Genomic DNA, 14,185 nt, shown 5'->3' on the forward strand with positions numbered 1-14,185 from the left:
CTCTGAACTATACTAGATCAAAACGATCCAGGTTCATCACCTTGGTCCACACAGCTACGAAGTCATATATAAACTTTTCCTGAGAGTCTTCGCTTCCATATACTTCAGCAATGGCACGCAGTTCTGAGTTTGAGCCGAAGATGAGATCAACACGTGTAGCAGTCCACTTAGGTTCGCCTGTTTTGCGATCGCTTCCTACAAATACATTTTGTGCATCCGTTGTTGCTTTCCAGGTTGTTTGCAGATCCAGCAGGTTTAAAAAGAAATCGTTGGTGAGTGATTCTGGTCGCTTCGTGAGAACACCGTGTTGTGATTTATCGAAGTTGGTGTTGAGTACCCGCAATCCTCCCAGTAACACAGTCAGTTCTGGCGCTGTAAGGGTAAGCAGTTGAGCTTTGTCGATGAGCATTTCTTCTGCTGACGTTGAATGCTTGCTCTTCTGATAATTGCGGAAGCCATCTGCTGCCGGCTCAAGCACTGCGAATGATTCAACATCCGTCTGTTCCTGCGAAGCATCGGCACGACCCGGTGTGAACGGCACTGTTACTTCATGACCAGCATTCTTGGCAGCCTTTTCTATACCGGCTGCTCCTGCAAGAACAATCAAGTCGGCCAATGAAATTTGTTTACCTCCTGATTGTGTACTGTTAAATTCTTTTTGAATTCCTTCCAGTGTTTTTAATACAGAGGCAAGCTGCGCAGGATTGTTTACCTCCCAGTCTTTTTGTGGTGCAAGACGAATGCGTGCACCATTTGCTCCACCACGTTTATCAGAACCTCTGAACGAAGAAGCGGATGCCCATGCAGTTGATACAAGTTGTGATACGGATAAACCTGACGCGAGAATCTTACTCTTCAATGTTGCTATATCTTTCTCGTCAACCAGTTTATATGTAACGGCTGGTATAGGATCTTGCCAGATCAATTCTTCAGCGGGTACTTCTGATCCGAGGTAACGTGCGCGCGGTCCCATATCACGGTGTGTTAATTTATACCATGCACGGGCAAATGCATCAGCAAATTCATTTGGATTTTCGAAAAAGCGTCTGGAGATTTTTTCATATATAGGATCAAATCTCAACGCGAGGTCCGTAGTAAGCATAGTAGGAGCGTGCTTCTTGGCCGGGTCATGCGCATCGGGTACCGTGCCCGCACCTGCGCCACCTTTCGGTTTCCACTGGTGAGCACCTGCAGGACTCTTGGTGAGTTCCCACTCGAAGCCAAACAGGTTTTCAAAAAAGTTATTGCTCCATTTAGTAGGTGTAGTGGTCCAGGCACCTTCCAAACCACTGGTAATAGTATCGGCACCGTTCCCCGTACCATAGGTATTTTTCCATCCGAGACTTTGCTCTTCAATACTTGCTGCTGCCGGCTCGTGACTTACATATTTACCGGCCTCCGCTGCACCATGTGTTTTACCGAAGGAGTGACCACCGGCAATTAATGCTACCGTCTCTTCATCGTTCATCGCCATGCGACCAAACGTTTCGCGAATGTCGCGTGCGGCAGCAACAGGATCAGGTTTACCATTAGGTCCTTCGGGATTTACATAGATCAATCCCATCTGTACAGCCGCCAATGGATTTTCCAATTCGCGATCACCTGTATAGCGATTGTCGTCCAGCCATTTTTTCTCTGCGCCCCAGTATACATCTTCCTGCGGTTCCCAGACATCTTCGCGTCCGCCAGCAAAGCCGAATGTTTTAAAGCCCATCGACTCCAGTGCACAGTTACCTGCCAGAATCATAAGGTCTGCCCATGAGAGTTTTTTACCATATTTCTGTTTGATCGGCCACAGCAACAGACGTGCTTTATCGAGGTTGGCGTTGTCAGGCCAACTGTTCAATGGCGCGAAGCGTTGTTGCCCTGCACCAGCTCCACCGCGACCATCGGAGATGCGATAGGTGCCGGCACTATGCCAGGCCATACGAATAAAGAGCGGACCGTAATGTCCATAATCTGCCGGCCACCATTCTTGTGATGTAGTCATCAATGTAAAGATTTCTTTCTTTACAGCTTTCAAATCGAGCTTTTTAAATTCTGCTGCGTAGTTGAATGTTTTGTCCATGGGGTTGGACAGAGAAGATTGCTGACGAAGAATATTTAGTCTCAATTGATTGGGCCACCAGTCGCGGTTTCTTGTGCCACCGCCTCCTGTTTGTTTTAAGGCGCCACCATGGAACGGGCACTTGGCTACACTGTCGTTGACGTTGTAAACCTTGGTTTGATCTGCGTTGCTTGTCATTATAGAAATCGGGTTTATAAGTTAGTGAATCTATTACTTGTTGAAACGCTAATCACCTTCGGACGTAGCGTTACAGGATTCAATGTTAGTGCTAAGCGGAGAATAGATCAAATTGATTATTCTGATGTATATATAGTATTTATCTATGGTGTGGTGCCTTCGCATTGTTCGGTGCTGCAAGGTGAAAGTATGAAATGATGTTGTTAATCGGTATATGGCAACTATGCAGCGGCTCTTAAAAAAATGCCCGCATCCAGACGGGGAATGCGGGCCAGAGAGGGGTGAAAATAATAGTTTGACCTTGTATATAGTATAGCTATACTGTTGCTTTCTAGGTTGTGGCAGCAGCACGCTGGTTGGTGATCATCGCGTTAGCGAGTATACCATATACAGTTGTCCAGGCTTCTTTCGTTTCGGCATCCCAACGATTGCCTAGTCCTTTTTCGAGAGTCCAGAGCAGGCATTCGCCTACTACCGAGTAATGCTCGGGTTTAGCACCATATTTACTATGGCGCCCTGCCAGCATTTTAATTTCGTCCACTACGTCATCGAGTTTGTGTAGCTTGGTTACAATGAGCGTTACCATGTTCATCAGCTTGCGGGCTTGTGCTTTTATATCGCCCGTAAACATGGGGCGCACAGCAGGGGCCACTTCAAAAAGTCGCTGGTAAAAAAGTTGGCCTGCCTGTTCGGAATTTACCACAACGTAACTCCAGGTGTTCTTCACAAGAACAATTTGTCTTTCAGTCATAAAGCGGGTAAGGGTTAAAAATTAACTGAGTGCAATAAACTGAGATGTTGCTATAAGCGTTGCCTGTAACCGGTGCTTGTGAGGTCTACACGAGGTTTACAAGTGCCATAAATGCACTGGTAATCAGCTAGTTTTTAAAATTGGCGAGAAAGTCGGTCAGGTTCTCTTCCGTGTCGAGCGAGAGTTTCTTTCGCAGGCGATGCCGCGCCATCTTTACACTTTCCGGAGAGATTCCGAGTAGCAACGCGGTTTCTTTCATGCTCAGGTTCAGACTTATCAGTGCGCAAAGTTTCAGGTCGGTCTGACTCAATTCCGGGAATTGCTCTTTGAGATTTTGAAAGAAAGCAGAGTGTACTTTCTCGAAGTACATCCGGAATGCATGCCAGTCTTTCTCTACTTCCAGACTGTCGTCAATCACTTTTGCCAACCGCGATATCCGCGACTTGAAGGATTTGTTCTCGGCTATATTTTGCAGCTCCAGCATATCTTCGCGCACCTGCTCCATCAACGTATTCTTGTGCGCAAAGTGCAATGTGTGGGAGAGCAACTCGCGGTTACGAAATTCGAGGTCCTGCTGTAACTGTTTTTCGGATAACACTTTATTCTCCAGTTCCGCCTGCATAAGCTGTTGCTGTGCCTGCAGCAGGGCATGATCCTTTTGGGCGATTGCTTTTTCGCGCACCATTCGTTTGCGCAGTACATATACTATATATGCAGTCATTAGCAGCAGCAGGAGTGAGCCGCACAACAATAGTCGCTGGCGGTAATCGCTCAGGGCTTTCTCGGCCTTGATCACCGTAAGTTCCTGTTCTTTCTGCTCTAATGTATAGAGTGACTGCAATCGCGCGAACTTAACACCATTGGCCTGGTTCTCGATAGAGTCTGTCACCGCTGCATGCCAGCGATAGTAGCCGAGTGCTTTTTCATAATCTTTTCTGCGTGTATAGATGTCGGAGAGGACACGCGTTGCTTCCATTATGGCTGGCCGGAGTTGCAGTTGCTCTGCCAGTCGCAATTCTTCGTGTGCAAGTTGCAACGCCTCGTCTACTTGATTACGTGCGAGATATATCTGGTTCAGATTATAATAAGCAGCCGGCAGGCGGTTCAGGTTGTTGATCTTTTTGAGAATAGTAATGGCCTCGCGGATATAGGGCTCTGCCTGTTCCGGTTTATGCTGGTCGATATAGGCTACTGCTATATTATTGAGCACATTGGCTATACCTTCTTCGTGATTAAGCTTTCGCTCGAACGCAAGTGCCTGCAGGTAGTAGTCGAGTCCCTGTGCTATACTATCTACATCCATTTCAAAATTACCGATACGGCGTAGCAATGTGGCAAGCCCGATATGGTTGTTTTGTTTGCGAAACAGCGTCAGTGCTTTACTATAATATAAACGTGCGCCCGGCAGATCGTTAAGGCGATGATGCGTAACACCGATCATATCGTAAGCACGGGCAATAGAAACAGAGTCACGAAGGGCTTCATATAGTTTTAGTGCCTGGAGTTGTACCTCCAGTTCGCTGGGATAATCGCCTTTGAGTGCGTGTATGCGTCCTATATTGAGCAGGGCATCAGCTTTACCTTTTTCATAGTACAACGAGTCGGCCATACGCAGGGCACGTATGGCATACTGTCGCGTTTTCTCAGGTGCTGCATTGAAATGCTGAGCGGCCAGCAGGTTAAGGCGGTTTACATAGGCAGTATCTTTCTGCAGTGGAAATGTATCAACATCCGGGCGCTCGCGTTGTATCTGCGGCCAGGCTGTATAGAATGCCATCAACAGGAAGAGACAGGCGGATATTCGCATCGGGTACATTTTGCATTTAAAGAAAGTATTTTTCCGGCTATATATCTCTACCGGGCATGGTATAAATATTTGGTTGGTGAACTGACATATTGTTGTATTTTGGTAAAACGAATTAAAAAAGATTTTTACAGGATGAAACACGTTACCGCTATACTTCTAGCCATGTTTACATTTCTCGCTGTTGAACTCTGCGCGCAGGCACCGCGCGGCAGTGAGAGGAAACCTGCATTTCGTGTAATCGCTATAGCAGAGAATGGCGGCCATCATATAGCCTATACACAAGCGGCAAAAGTATGGCTGGGGAAACTCGCGAATGAGTATAATTTCACTATCGACTATATCCACAACGCTGATACAATTGACGAAGCCTTTCTGGATCAATATCAACTCTTTATTCAACTTGATTTTCCTCCGTATACCTGGAGTGATAAGGCGATGAAAGCTTTTCAACAGTATATTGAAACAGGCAAGGGAGGCTGGATCGGATTTCATCATGCTACCTTACTCGGAGAGTTTGACGGTTACCCGATGTGGAACTGGTTTTCGGATTTTATGGGAGGTATCCGGTTCAAGAACTATATTGCCACATTTGCAACGGCAAGGGTAAGCGTTGAAAACAAGAAGCACCCGGTGATGCAAGGTATACCGGCTTCTTTTACCATTGAGAAAGAGGAGTGGTATACATATGACAAAAGTCCACGGGCGAATGTACAGGTGTTGGCATCAGTAAATGAATCGTCATACACACCAGCGTCAGATGTTATGATGGGAGATCACCCTGTGGTATGGACGAACCCGAAGATGAAGGCACGTAATGTATATATCTTTATGGGACACGGACCGTGGTTGTTTGAGAACGAAGTATATACCCGATTGTTTCGGAATGCCATTTTGTGGGCGAAAGATAAATAGTATAGATCAATAGCGTAAAGGCTTCAGCCTTATGTCTTATAGAGTTTGATGTTCATGGTTAAATGTTTTAGGGCTCAAGGAGGCGTTAGATGAATTTACCACCTTACAACCTGGAGGCTAGTGCACACTACCTCGATTTTGAGTTTGATAGTATTGGTCCGCGGGGAGAGGTTCGCAAGATCGTTCGCTTTACAAAGATGAAGATTGCCGATGCCAGTATTACGATATACAACCTGGGCTTTGGTGATTATAATAAAGTGGAAGATCGTATCGATGACCTGATCGTTACAGACAATAAAGATTCGCAGAAAGTGATGGCTTCAGTGGCAGCGGCTGTAATGGCTTTTACAGATCATCATCCGGAGGTGCTGGTGTTTGCACAAGGTAGCACCGATGTGCGCACGCGTTACTATACCCGCGCTATATCCGTTAATTATGAAGCCGTGCGAAAAGCATTTGATGTATGGGGGCATACGGAAGGAAGATGGGAGGTATTTAAGCCTAACCGGGTATACTCAGCCGTATTGGTGAAACGTAAATAAAGTTGTACCTTTGTTCTATAACCACAGGATATGTCGATGGCCATTTCCGGAAAAAGCAAAAAAGATGATGGCAGCCAGCCGGTTGTTGTCAGCAAAAAAGTAAAGAGTCACGAGAAGGACCCTTTCTTCATCCGTAAAACAAAAGCAGCAGAAGCTTTTCTGAATAAGCACGGTCTGCCCGCAGCATTGGCGAAATAAAACAGGAGTATAAAATCAAAATATATAGAAGTCAGGTTCATCGCCTGACTTTTTTATTTTGGTCAGGTGTATGTTCTGCGTTCTATTAAAAGAACGTGAACGAGTAACTCATAATTTCGGGTGCACGGTTCGTTGGGTAATTTGTCCGTTTCAATCTAAAAGTGTTTTCTCTCCCGGTTATCTGTCATCAATTTTGAAGCTGCCCACGGATTCTTTACGAGAATGCAGGGTATTACAGATAATCATGAAGTAAAGTAAATTTGTATTTAAGCAACGAAAGTATACAGGAACAAGTGAGTAACGGATTTATGGCTTTATGAAAACACAATCGTTAATATCAGAAAAGATGCAGCGTAGCCTGGCCTTTAAAAACTTATTCCAGATTAACCTGTGGGTAGCATTGATCCTTGGTTCATTGTCGTTTGTTTATCTGTCTGTTCTTGATCCGGATATATATAAAGCTTTGGCTATAGCCATAATGGGTGGCGTGGTGATATTATCCATTGGAACAGTGGGGATCTATATAATGGGATTTACGCAGTTTGAAACACGCCAATTGCGGATGGATAAAAAGCAAAAGCTGATACGGTATTTAGTCTCCTATATAACAAGCCCGCTGATTTATATAGTGGTGTGGATCCTCTTTTCGCCCCTCACACATGAACAGCCTTTTCGCTGGATGGAAATACAGCTGTTAGTAATTGTAGTGCCTTCCAGTTGGCTGATCAATACATTGATACTGATGCTCTATAATTACAGCGTTCTGCAATACATGAAAGTGCAGTCGGAAATTGAAAACCTGCAGTTGAAAGCTATTATCAGTGAAACAGCCAACCAGGTATTGAAGCAACAGATACAACCGCATTTCCTGTTCAATGTTCTTAATACAGTCAAGTCACTGTATAAACAAGATATAGTACAAGGCGAAACCTACCTGGTACACCTCGCTAATTTTCTGCGGGCATCTATATCCAATCCCACTGCTAAAATTGTGCGGTTGGAGGATGAACTTCAGCTTTGCCGTGATTATATCGAAATGCAACGCATACGCTTTGGTGATGCGCTTACATACCAGGTAGATTTACCACAAGAGATTACACACCAGAAATATGTTCCGTATTTCTCTTTGCAAACTTTATTGGAGAATGCCATCAAACATAACGACCTTACGGAACAATCGCCCTTAAATATAGCGGTGCTACATGAAGGAGAGTATATCAAAGTGATCAATAACCTGCAGGTGCGACATTTCAAGGAGCCATCCACCGGGCAGGGGCTTTATAATCTCGCTGAGCGATACCGGTTGCTTACAGGCGATGAAATACATATATACCAAAGTAAAAATTATTTTGCCGTCAGGATAAAATTATTGGATGATGACGATAGTAATCATAGAGGATGAACGCTTAACCGCCAACGATCTGGCAGAAACCATTCAACAGATCGATAGCAGTATAACTATACAGGCAAAACTTTTATCGGTAAAGGAAGCTATACAATATTTCGGAGACAACGAGGTTCCCGACCTGATCTTTAGCGACATTCAGTTAGGAGATGGTTTAAGCTTTGAGATATTTAAAGCAACCAAGATAAATATACCGGTAATCTTTTGTACTGCATACGATGAATATGCCCTCACGGCATTTAGTGCCAATGGTATAGATTATCTGCTCAAACCGTTTACGCAAGCATCGGTGCGGGCAGCGTTGGAAAAATTTCACCGGTTAACGCAGGCATCGCAGAAAGATTCAGAAGCACTTCAATACGAACGTATACTAAAGCTCTTCGAAGGTCGTAATGCAGAAGCTTCCGCTACGTTGCTGGTTCATTTTAAGGAAAAGATACTGCCTATAAAACTGGAGCAGGCAGCTGTGTTTTATTTGGAAGAAAACCTGGTACACATGATCACCTTTGATCGTAAAGTATATTTCCCGGGAAAGAATCTGGAAGAGCTGGAGAAAATGACCGGCCGAAAATTTTACAGAGCTAATCGTCAAAGCCTGGTAAACCGCGATGCCATTATAGATGTATCCAATCATTTAGGAAGAAAGCTTTGGGTAAATGTTTCGGTGCCGCTAAAGGAAAGTATCACCGTTAGCCGTGATAAAGCTTCTCATTTTCTGCGGTGGTTGTCAGGAGAGGATTGATGGGTATATTTTAAAATTGGAAGATTCAAAGATTGAAAAAATTGGCTTTTTGACACGCTAATCTTACAATCTTACAATCTTACAATCTTACAATCTTCTATTTCTCAAATCACTTGCCCGCCCATCCGTTTCATTGGTGATTTTGTCCGCTTCGATTAGTATACGCTTTCTGCTTCTATACAAATCGCGCAATTTTGATCCGTTATTTGAAAGTCACGCGCGCGGCTTGAATACAACTAACCAAAATATCAAAAACATCATGAGAACATCAATCATTGTTATTTTAATCCTGGTATCGGCTAATTGTTTCGGGCAGAATTTTATGAAACGTATAGGAGAGCGATTGCAGTTTGGCGTAAAGGGAGGCGCTAATTATAGTAATTATACAAATGCGGATTTCAGTACCAGCGCCATTACCGGTTTTCATGCTGGTGCAGTGGTGACATTCCGGTTTACGGATAAGTTCTTTGCACAGGAGGAATTTTTATTCTCTACACAGGGAGCAAAAGTAAAGAGTGATTTAGGAGATACTAATATAAAGACGAATTACCTCACCGTGCCGTTTCTGTTAAAGTATCGTACCAACCTGGGGATATATATAGAGGCAGGAACACAAACCGGTATACTTCTTAGTGAAGACCATGGCAACTTGCCTGTAACTCACTTTGCTAAAAAACTGGATATGGGGCTCGCAGCCGGAATAGGTTTTCAATCGCAGAGTGGCTTTGGTGTAGGTGCACGGTATGTAGCGGGCTTATCTGGTGTAGGCGACTTCGAAACATCAGGTGTTAATACCAACTTTCATAACAGCTTAGTGCAGGCGAGTGTGTTCTATCTATTCTGATGAACGATAGTTGCAGGTTCTGCGGCAGGAGAGTTGATAGTAGCTATTCGTTAATCGTTATCCGTTATTCGCTGTGCGGGTAAACGGGTATCGATTAACGAATGTCGATGCAAAGGACCCAGGGCTGATCACGATTAACGAATACAGAAGTAGATTCAGCCCGTAATTTCTCATCCACAGCAACAGGTTTCTTAATCTAGATTAAGAAAATAGCTTATACTGGAACGATCGTTCCAATATTCTGTAACCTTAGTTTGGAACGATCGTTCCTAATGCTATAACAACAGAATAATATGAAACGCTTACAAAACAAAACAGCCCTGATTACCGGTGGTAACAGTGGCATTGGATTCGCAACTGCTCAGGATTTTATTGCTGAAGGTGCAACGGTTATTATAACCGGCAGAACGCAGGCATCCGTGGATGCTGCCGTAAAAGAACTGGGCCCACAGGCAAAGGGAATTGTACTGGACGTGTCTGACATGAACCAGATAAAAGCTTTGCGTGACAAATTGAAGGCTTTAACCCCAATTGTAAACACTATATTTATCAATGCCGGTATTGCGAAGTTTTCATCTATCGATCAGGCTACAGAAGAGCACTTCGATGAACAGTTCAATGTAAATGTAAAAGGTGCCTACTTCAGCATTCAGCAGGTATTGCTGTTGATGCCGGAAGGAAGTACGATTGTATTGAACACTTCTATCAACGCGCATATTGGCATGCCGAATGCTTCGGTATACTCTGCAACAAAAGCAGCATTCCTTACCCTAGTGAGGACACTGTCGGCTGAGTTGTTACCCAGAAAGATTCGTGTAAATGCCGTAAGCCCCGGTCCGGTAGGCACTCCGTTGTATAACAAACTGGGTGTACCTCAGGAACAGTTAGCTCAACTGGCTGAGCATATTGGCAACCAGGTGCCGATCGGTAGATTTGGTAGACCGGAAGAAATTGCCAAGATCGTTACGTTCTTTGCTTCGGATGATTCATCGTTTGTAGTAGGAGCAGAGCTGATTGCAGACGGTGGTATGTCTACCTTATAACCAGATATCTAAAAAATGTGCTATGGCATGGTGATAGAAATCCTGCCATAGCCTATCTTTTGAATGGAATACGAAGCGATAGTATATATGCCTACGCTAAAGCAATTTGATTCGGATAAAGTATTAGAGAGGGCCATGAATCTTTTCTGGGAGAAAGGATATAACGGCACCAGTATAAATGATTTGGTAAATGCTACAGGACTAAGTCGCAGCAGTCTATATGCTACCTATATCGACAAGCATGCTTTGTTTATGGCTGCACTAAAGCGTTATCAGGAGCTCAACGGTACGTGGCTTGCTTCCCGGCTGGAGAAATATACTTCTGCCCGCGACAAAATCGAAGCAATTTTTCGCATGCTGGTAAATGCAACGATCGAAAATGATTATGGTAAAGGATGCCTCATGGTTAACTCTGCTACAGAAATGGCTAACCAGAACAAAGAGATCGCCCGCGTTGCCAGTCAGGATTTTGCAGGGATGGAAGAGATGTTTTATACGCTGATAAAACAAGGGCAAGCAAATGGCGAGATCAGTAAAGATCATAAGGCAAGAGCACTCGCGCAGTTTTTATTTAATAACTATATAGGGCTTCGGGTAGTAGGGCAGACTAACCAGGATAAAGCGAGGCTTGATGCTGTGGTGAGAATGGTGATGAACGTGTTGGAGTAGAGTGTGTTTTCTCAGACTTACACAGCAATGCAAAATTTATCGCCCGCAGATTTCGCAGAATTGCGCAGAGTATAAAATACATACTTTCCAGCATCCCGATAGCCGTCATGAGCGGATTGATACCCGGCACACTTTTCGATTAACAGTTAACGATTAACATAACTGAATATCGAACAATGAACATCGATCAATGAATGTTGAAGTATAAAATCCGAAAGCATTTCTACTTACGATTAACTACTAACTATTAACGACTAACCATTGACGAATAACGGATAAACGATCAACGGAACCGGTATAGAACAATAGAACACGGAATGCTGAATGAAGAAGTGGTCGTTAAGACGTGAGCAGCTCGCAGCTATTCCCTATATTTGCCGGCTATGATCGTGAAGAAGCTCGCAGTTCCGCTGATTAATGAAAAGATACTTCAGCAGGCAGAACATGTTTATATTGCTACAGCCGCTATATCGGATGCAGGGTTTGATTTTATCCGTACCCGCATCCCTACAAAAACAAAAATGGATATTGTTACCGGTCTCGATGGACTCACATCGCCCGGTGTATTGAAGCGTATCTGGAAGCATTACCAGGATCGCATTACGGTGCGTATCTATACCCGCAATATCTTTCATGCCAATCTATATATCTTCGAACAGCCCTTCCGGAAATCGGTTGGGTTTACGGGTTCCGGTGCTGTAACGTTAGAAGGACTTAAAGATCATGAAGAGATCTTTAACAAGGTTACGGATGCCAAGGAAATTGAAGCGTTGTTGTCGTGGTATACCAGTTTCTATGAATTTTCTGAGCCGCTTACGGAAGAGATGATACTGGAATATGAACGTATATATCCGGTGATGAAGCAACGTGAAATTATATCACGCCAGGAGAAGGAGCAGTTTATCGAGCTCACCACGCGAGGTTTTAGCTGGGACGCTATCAAATTCAAGAATCAATATTTCAAGCGCGAAGATTACCAGGTGTTAAGCCGGGTAAATGCTATAGCGGATACTGAAGATGCCCGTGCTGCACGACTGGCTGTACAATCAAAATTACTCTCCCTGCACGAGCAGATATTGCCTTCCGTTACCAGACTAAAACTTCATGCCGCTGCCCCGGTAGTAAGCAGCATTGAATTACAGGATCAGCCGGAAGGTATATTACGTTCCATCGGTCTGCAATATGGCAGGAGCGAAGGTACCCTGAAACGCTATAGTGAAACAGCACGGCCAGACGATTTTATGACGTTACAGGTTGTTCTTCAACCAAAAGATATAGGGCTGTGGCTATATATAGGCAAACCGCACGGCAGCCAGGAAGATCGTACTTATTTCCGGCAGCGGATGCTGGAAGAAGATTACCGTAAAACATTCTTCAGTTTACTCACAACACTCGGCACTGGTTATTGGATAGAAGTGGCTGGAGAACAAAAGCCCGTTGAATCATTTCAACAGGCGGATGCACTTGGAGAGTTTATACAGGCTGACAACTGGCAATACTACCGCTTTGTTATTGGCAGAAATTATACTGTGGGTGATGCTGCCATTGCGAACGATGTTCTACTGAAAACTATCGAGCAGGAATTTACCAAGCTGGTGTCGCTGTATCAACACATGAAGGATACAACACACGATCAGGCATAATATATCCTGCCCGACTATATATACGCTTATTTTGTTACCGATGCTTCAGTAGTCTGAATGGCTTTACGTACAGCAGGAGCAACCTGTGTTCCAAAAAGTTCGATCGACTTCATGATATGCGCATGCGATAATGAACCTAAACCGATCTGTGCCAGGAAGCGTGTGTGATGAAAGAGTTCGTACTCATACAAGATCTTATCAATCACCTGCTGCGGGCTTCCTACCAGCAGTGAGCCTTCGGGTGAGCGCATCATCTCGTAATGTTCACGATCCATCGGAGGCCAGCCGCGTTCTATACCAATGCGCGTCATTACATCGGCATAAGCCGGGTAAAATTCATCAGCCGCTTGTTGAGAAGTCTCTGCTATATATAGATGTGAATTGATGCTGACGCCCAGTTTCTGAACATCATGCCCTGCGCGTTGTGCTGTTTCGCGATAGTACTTTACATGAGGAGCAAAGCGATCAGGTGTGCCTCCTATAATGGCCAGCGCCATGGGTAGCCCAAGCGTTGCAGCGCGTGCTATAGATTCAGGCGTGCCACCAATGGCAATCCATATCGGAAGTTTATCGTGTACGGGACGCGGATATATACCCAGGTTTTGAATGGAGGCGCGATGCTTGCCACTCCAGGTGATCTTTTCTTTTTCGTTGAGCTTTAACAGCAGATCAAGTTTCTCTGCAAACAACTCATCGTATAGACGCAGATCGTATCCAAACAAGGGAAACGACTCGATGAATGAGCCACGACCTGCCATGATCTCTGCCCGACCATTGGAAAGTAAATCTACTGTAGCAAATTGTTGAAAGACCCGAACCGGATCGTCTGAACTCAACACGGTAACTGCGCTGGATAATTTGATTTTTTTGGTTCGTGCAGCGGCAGCTCCCAGTATAACCGCGGGAGCAGAGGCCGCATAATCGGGGCGGTGATGTTCGCCTATAGCAAATACATCAAGCCCTACCTGTTCTGCTAATTCAATTTCTTCGAGGAGATCCTGCATGCGCTGCTGCGCAGAGATGGTTTTCCGGGTTATGGTATCCCGGGCTATATCAGCAAAAGTATATACGCCTAATTCCATGATTTCTTTTCCCAGTCAGGAGAACACGGTATATCTTCGGTTAAGTTCCCGTGTTCAAAAGAACATCATAACAATCATTGTATCGACAATATTCCGGATTATTTGGTGCGCTCGATCTCGCGGAGATTTTCCATCTTCTTGTTCCGCAGGAAACCTGTGATGTCTTCAAAGTGTTCCTTCACACGCTTGTTACCAAACTCAAATACTTTATTGGCAAGTCCATCAAGGAAGTCGCGATCGTGCGATACAAGAATTAGCGTACCATCAAATGCCCGTAGTGCATCTTTCAGAATGTCCTTGGT

Annotated in this window: 13 protein-coding genes and 1 pseudogene; 9 read left to right on the plus strand and 5 right to left on the minus strand. The window is 44.5% G+C overall.

Annotation, left to right across the window (positions count from 1 at the left end; all coding sequences use genetic code 11):
- Nucleotides 1-7: 7 nt before the first annotated feature.
- From katG to VIN08_RS13615, 3 genes are all read right to left on the minus strand, one after another.
- Nucleotides 8-2,245, minus strand: coding sequence for a catalase/peroxidase HPI (katG, locus tag VIN08_RS13605; RefSeq protein WP_331965952.1), 2,238 nt, complete (start codon nucleotides 2,243-2,245; stop codon nucleotides 8-10).
- A gap of 331 nt (nucleotides 2,246-2,576) precedes the next feature.
- Nucleotides 2,577-2,996 carry a globin family protein gene (locus VIN08_RS13610; protein WP_331965955.1) on the minus strand — a complete coding sequence of 140 codons (420 nt, stop codon included), beginning with the start codon at nucleotides 2,994-2,996 and terminating at the stop codon, nucleotides 2,577-2,579.
- 127 nt (nucleotides 2,997-3,123) lie between these two features.
- The gene (locus VIN08_RS13615; protein WP_331965958.1) at nucleotides 3,124-4,803 is read right to left on the minus strand and encodes a tetratricopeptide repeat protein; all 1,680 of its coding nucleotides are present in this window, start codon (nucleotides 4,801-4,803) and stop codon (nucleotides 3,124-3,126) included.
- 132 nt (nucleotides 4,804-4,935) lie between these two features.
- Here VIN08_RS13615 and VIN08_RS13620 point away from each other — a divergent pair, with 132 nt between their 5' ends.
- The 9 genes from VIN08_RS13620 to VIN08_RS13660 all read left to right on the plus strand — a co-directional run bounded on the left by VIN08_RS13620 (nucleotide 4,936) and on the right by VIN08_RS13660 (nucleotide 12,801).
- Nucleotides 4,936-5,715, plus strand: coding sequence for a ThuA domain-containing protein (locus VIN08_RS13620; RefSeq protein ID WP_331965961.1), 780 nt, complete (start codon nucleotides 4,936-4,938; stop codon nucleotides 5,713-5,715).
- An 89-nt stretch (nucleotides 5,716-5,804) separates the two neighbouring features.
- Nucleotides 5,805-6,257, plus strand: coding sequence for a DUF6934 family protein (locus VIN08_RS13625; RefSeq protein ID WP_331965964.1), 453 nt, complete (start codon nucleotides 5,805-5,807; stop codon nucleotides 6,255-6,257).
- Between the two features lie 30 nt (nucleotides 6,258-6,287).
- A complete protein-coding gene (locus VIN08_RS13630) occupies nucleotides 6,288-6,455 on the plus strand; it encodes a hypothetical protein (protein ID WP_331965967.1) in 168 nt (55 codons plus the stop codon).
- 316 nt (nucleotides 6,456-6,771) lie between these two features.
- A complete protein-coding gene (locus tag VIN08_RS13635) occupies nucleotides 6,772-7,857 on the plus strand; it encodes a sensor histidine kinase (protein WP_331965970.1) in 1,086 nt (361 codons plus the stop codon).
- On the plus strand, nucleotides 7,829-8,602 hold the full coding sequence (locus tag VIN08_RS13640; protein WP_331965973.1) for a LytTR family DNA-binding domain-containing protein: 774 nt from the start codon (nucleotides 7,829-7,831) through the stop codon (nucleotides 8,600-8,602). The genes VIN08_RS13635 and VIN08_RS13640 overlap by 29 nt, the downstream gene beginning before the upstream one ends.
- Nucleotides 8,603-8,861: 259 nt before the next feature.
- The gene (locus VIN08_RS13645) at nucleotides 8,862-9,446 is read left to right on the plus strand and encodes a porin family protein (protein WP_331965976.1); all 585 of its coding nucleotides are present in this window, start codon (nucleotides 8,862-8,864) and stop codon (nucleotides 9,444-9,446) included.
- Between the two features lie 293 nt (nucleotides 9,447-9,739).
- Nucleotides 9,740-10,489 (plus strand): SDR family oxidoreductase, encoded by a 750-nt coding sequence (locus VIN08_RS13650; protein ID WP_331965979.1) that lies wholly within the window; start codon nucleotides 9,740-9,742, stop codon nucleotides 10,487-10,489.
- A 63-nt stretch (nucleotides 10,490-10,552) separates the two neighbouring features.
- Nucleotides 10,553-11,158 carry a TetR/AcrR family transcriptional regulator gene (locus VIN08_RS13655; RefSeq protein ID WP_331965982.1) on the plus strand — a complete coding sequence of 202 codons (606 nt, stop codon included), beginning with the start codon at nucleotides 10,553-10,555 and terminating at the stop codon, nucleotides 11,156-11,158.
- 383 nt (nucleotides 11,159-11,541) lie between these two features.
- Nucleotides 11,542-12,801 carry a hypothetical protein gene (locus VIN08_RS13660; RefSeq protein WP_331965985.1) on the plus strand — a complete coding sequence of 420 codons (1,260 nt, stop codon included), beginning with the start codon at nucleotides 11,542-11,544 and terminating at the stop codon, nucleotides 12,799-12,801.
- A 26-nt stretch (nucleotides 12,802-12,827) separates the two neighbouring features.
- On the opposite strand, the gene VIN08_RS13665 is transcribed toward VIN08_RS13660, so the two are convergent.
- Together VIN08_RS13665 and VIN08_RS13670 are read right to left on the minus strand one after the other, a co-directional pair.
- Nucleotides 12,828-13,883 (minus strand): LLM class flavin-dependent oxidoreductase, encoded by a 1,056-nt coding sequence (locus VIN08_RS13665; RefSeq protein ID WP_331965988.1) that lies wholly within the window; start codon nucleotides 13,881-13,883, stop codon nucleotides 12,828-12,830.
- Between the two features lie 98 nt (nucleotides 13,884-13,981).
- A pseudogene (locus VIN08_RS13670) lies at nucleotides 13,982-14,185 on the minus strand (ABC transporter ATP-binding protein); the annotation flags it as partial.

Origin of the sequence: Ohtaekwangia sp. (assembly GCF_036568665.1) — a bacterium.
GTDB lineage: Bacteria > Bacteroidota > Bacteroidia > Cytophagales > Cyclobacteriaceae > Ohtaekwangia.

Excerpts from the sequence above, each read along its gene's own strand:
- katG (WP_331965952.1), bottom strand. The coding sequence starts at position 2,245 with ATGACAAGCAACGCAGATCAAACCAAGGTTTACAACGTCAACGACAGT.
- VIN08_RS13610 (WP_331965955.1), bottom strand. The coding sequence starts at position 2,996 with ATGACTGAAAGACAAATTGTTCTTGTGAAGAACACCTGGAGTTACGTT.
- VIN08_RS13615 (WP_331965958.1), bottom strand. The coding sequence starts at position 4,803 with ATGCGAATATCCGCCTGTCTCTTCCTGTTGATGGCATTCTATACAGCC.
- VIN08_RS13620 (WP_331965961.1), top strand. The coding sequence starts at position 4,936 with ATGAAACACGTTACCGCTATACTTCTAGCCATGTTTACATTTCTCGCT.
- VIN08_RS13625 (WP_331965964.1), top strand. The coding sequence starts at position 5,805 with ATGAATTTACCACCTTACAACCTGGAGGCTAGTGCACACTACCTCGAT.
- VIN08_RS13630 (WP_331965967.1), top strand. The coding sequence starts at position 6,288 with ATGTCGATGGCCATTTCCGGAAAAAGCAAAAAAGATGATGGCAGCCAG.
- VIN08_RS13635 (WP_331965970.1), top strand. The coding sequence starts at position 6,772 with ATGAAAACACAATCGTTAATATCAGAAAAGATGCAGCGTAGCCTGGCC.
- VIN08_RS13640 (WP_331965973.1), top strand. The coding sequence starts at position 7,829 with ATGATGACGATAGTAATCATAGAGGATGAACGCTTAACCGCCAACGAT.
- VIN08_RS13645 (WP_331965976.1), top strand. The coding sequence starts at position 8,862 with ATGAGAACATCAATCATTGTTATTTTAATCCTGGTATCGGCTAATTGT.
- VIN08_RS13650 (WP_331965979.1), top strand. The coding sequence starts at position 9,740 with ATGAAACGCTTACAAAACAAAACAGCCCTGATTACCGGTGGTAACAGT.
- VIN08_RS13655 (WP_331965982.1), top strand. The coding sequence starts at position 10,553 with ATGGAATACGAAGCGATAGTATATATGCCTACGCTAAAGCAATTTGAT.
- VIN08_RS13660 (WP_331965985.1), top strand. The coding sequence starts at position 11,542 with ATGATCGTGAAGAAGCTCGCAGTTCCGCTGATTAATGAAAAGATACTT.
- VIN08_RS13665 (WP_331965988.1), bottom strand. The coding sequence starts at position 13,883 with ATGGAATTAGGCGTATATACTTTTGCTGATATAGCCCGGGATACCATA.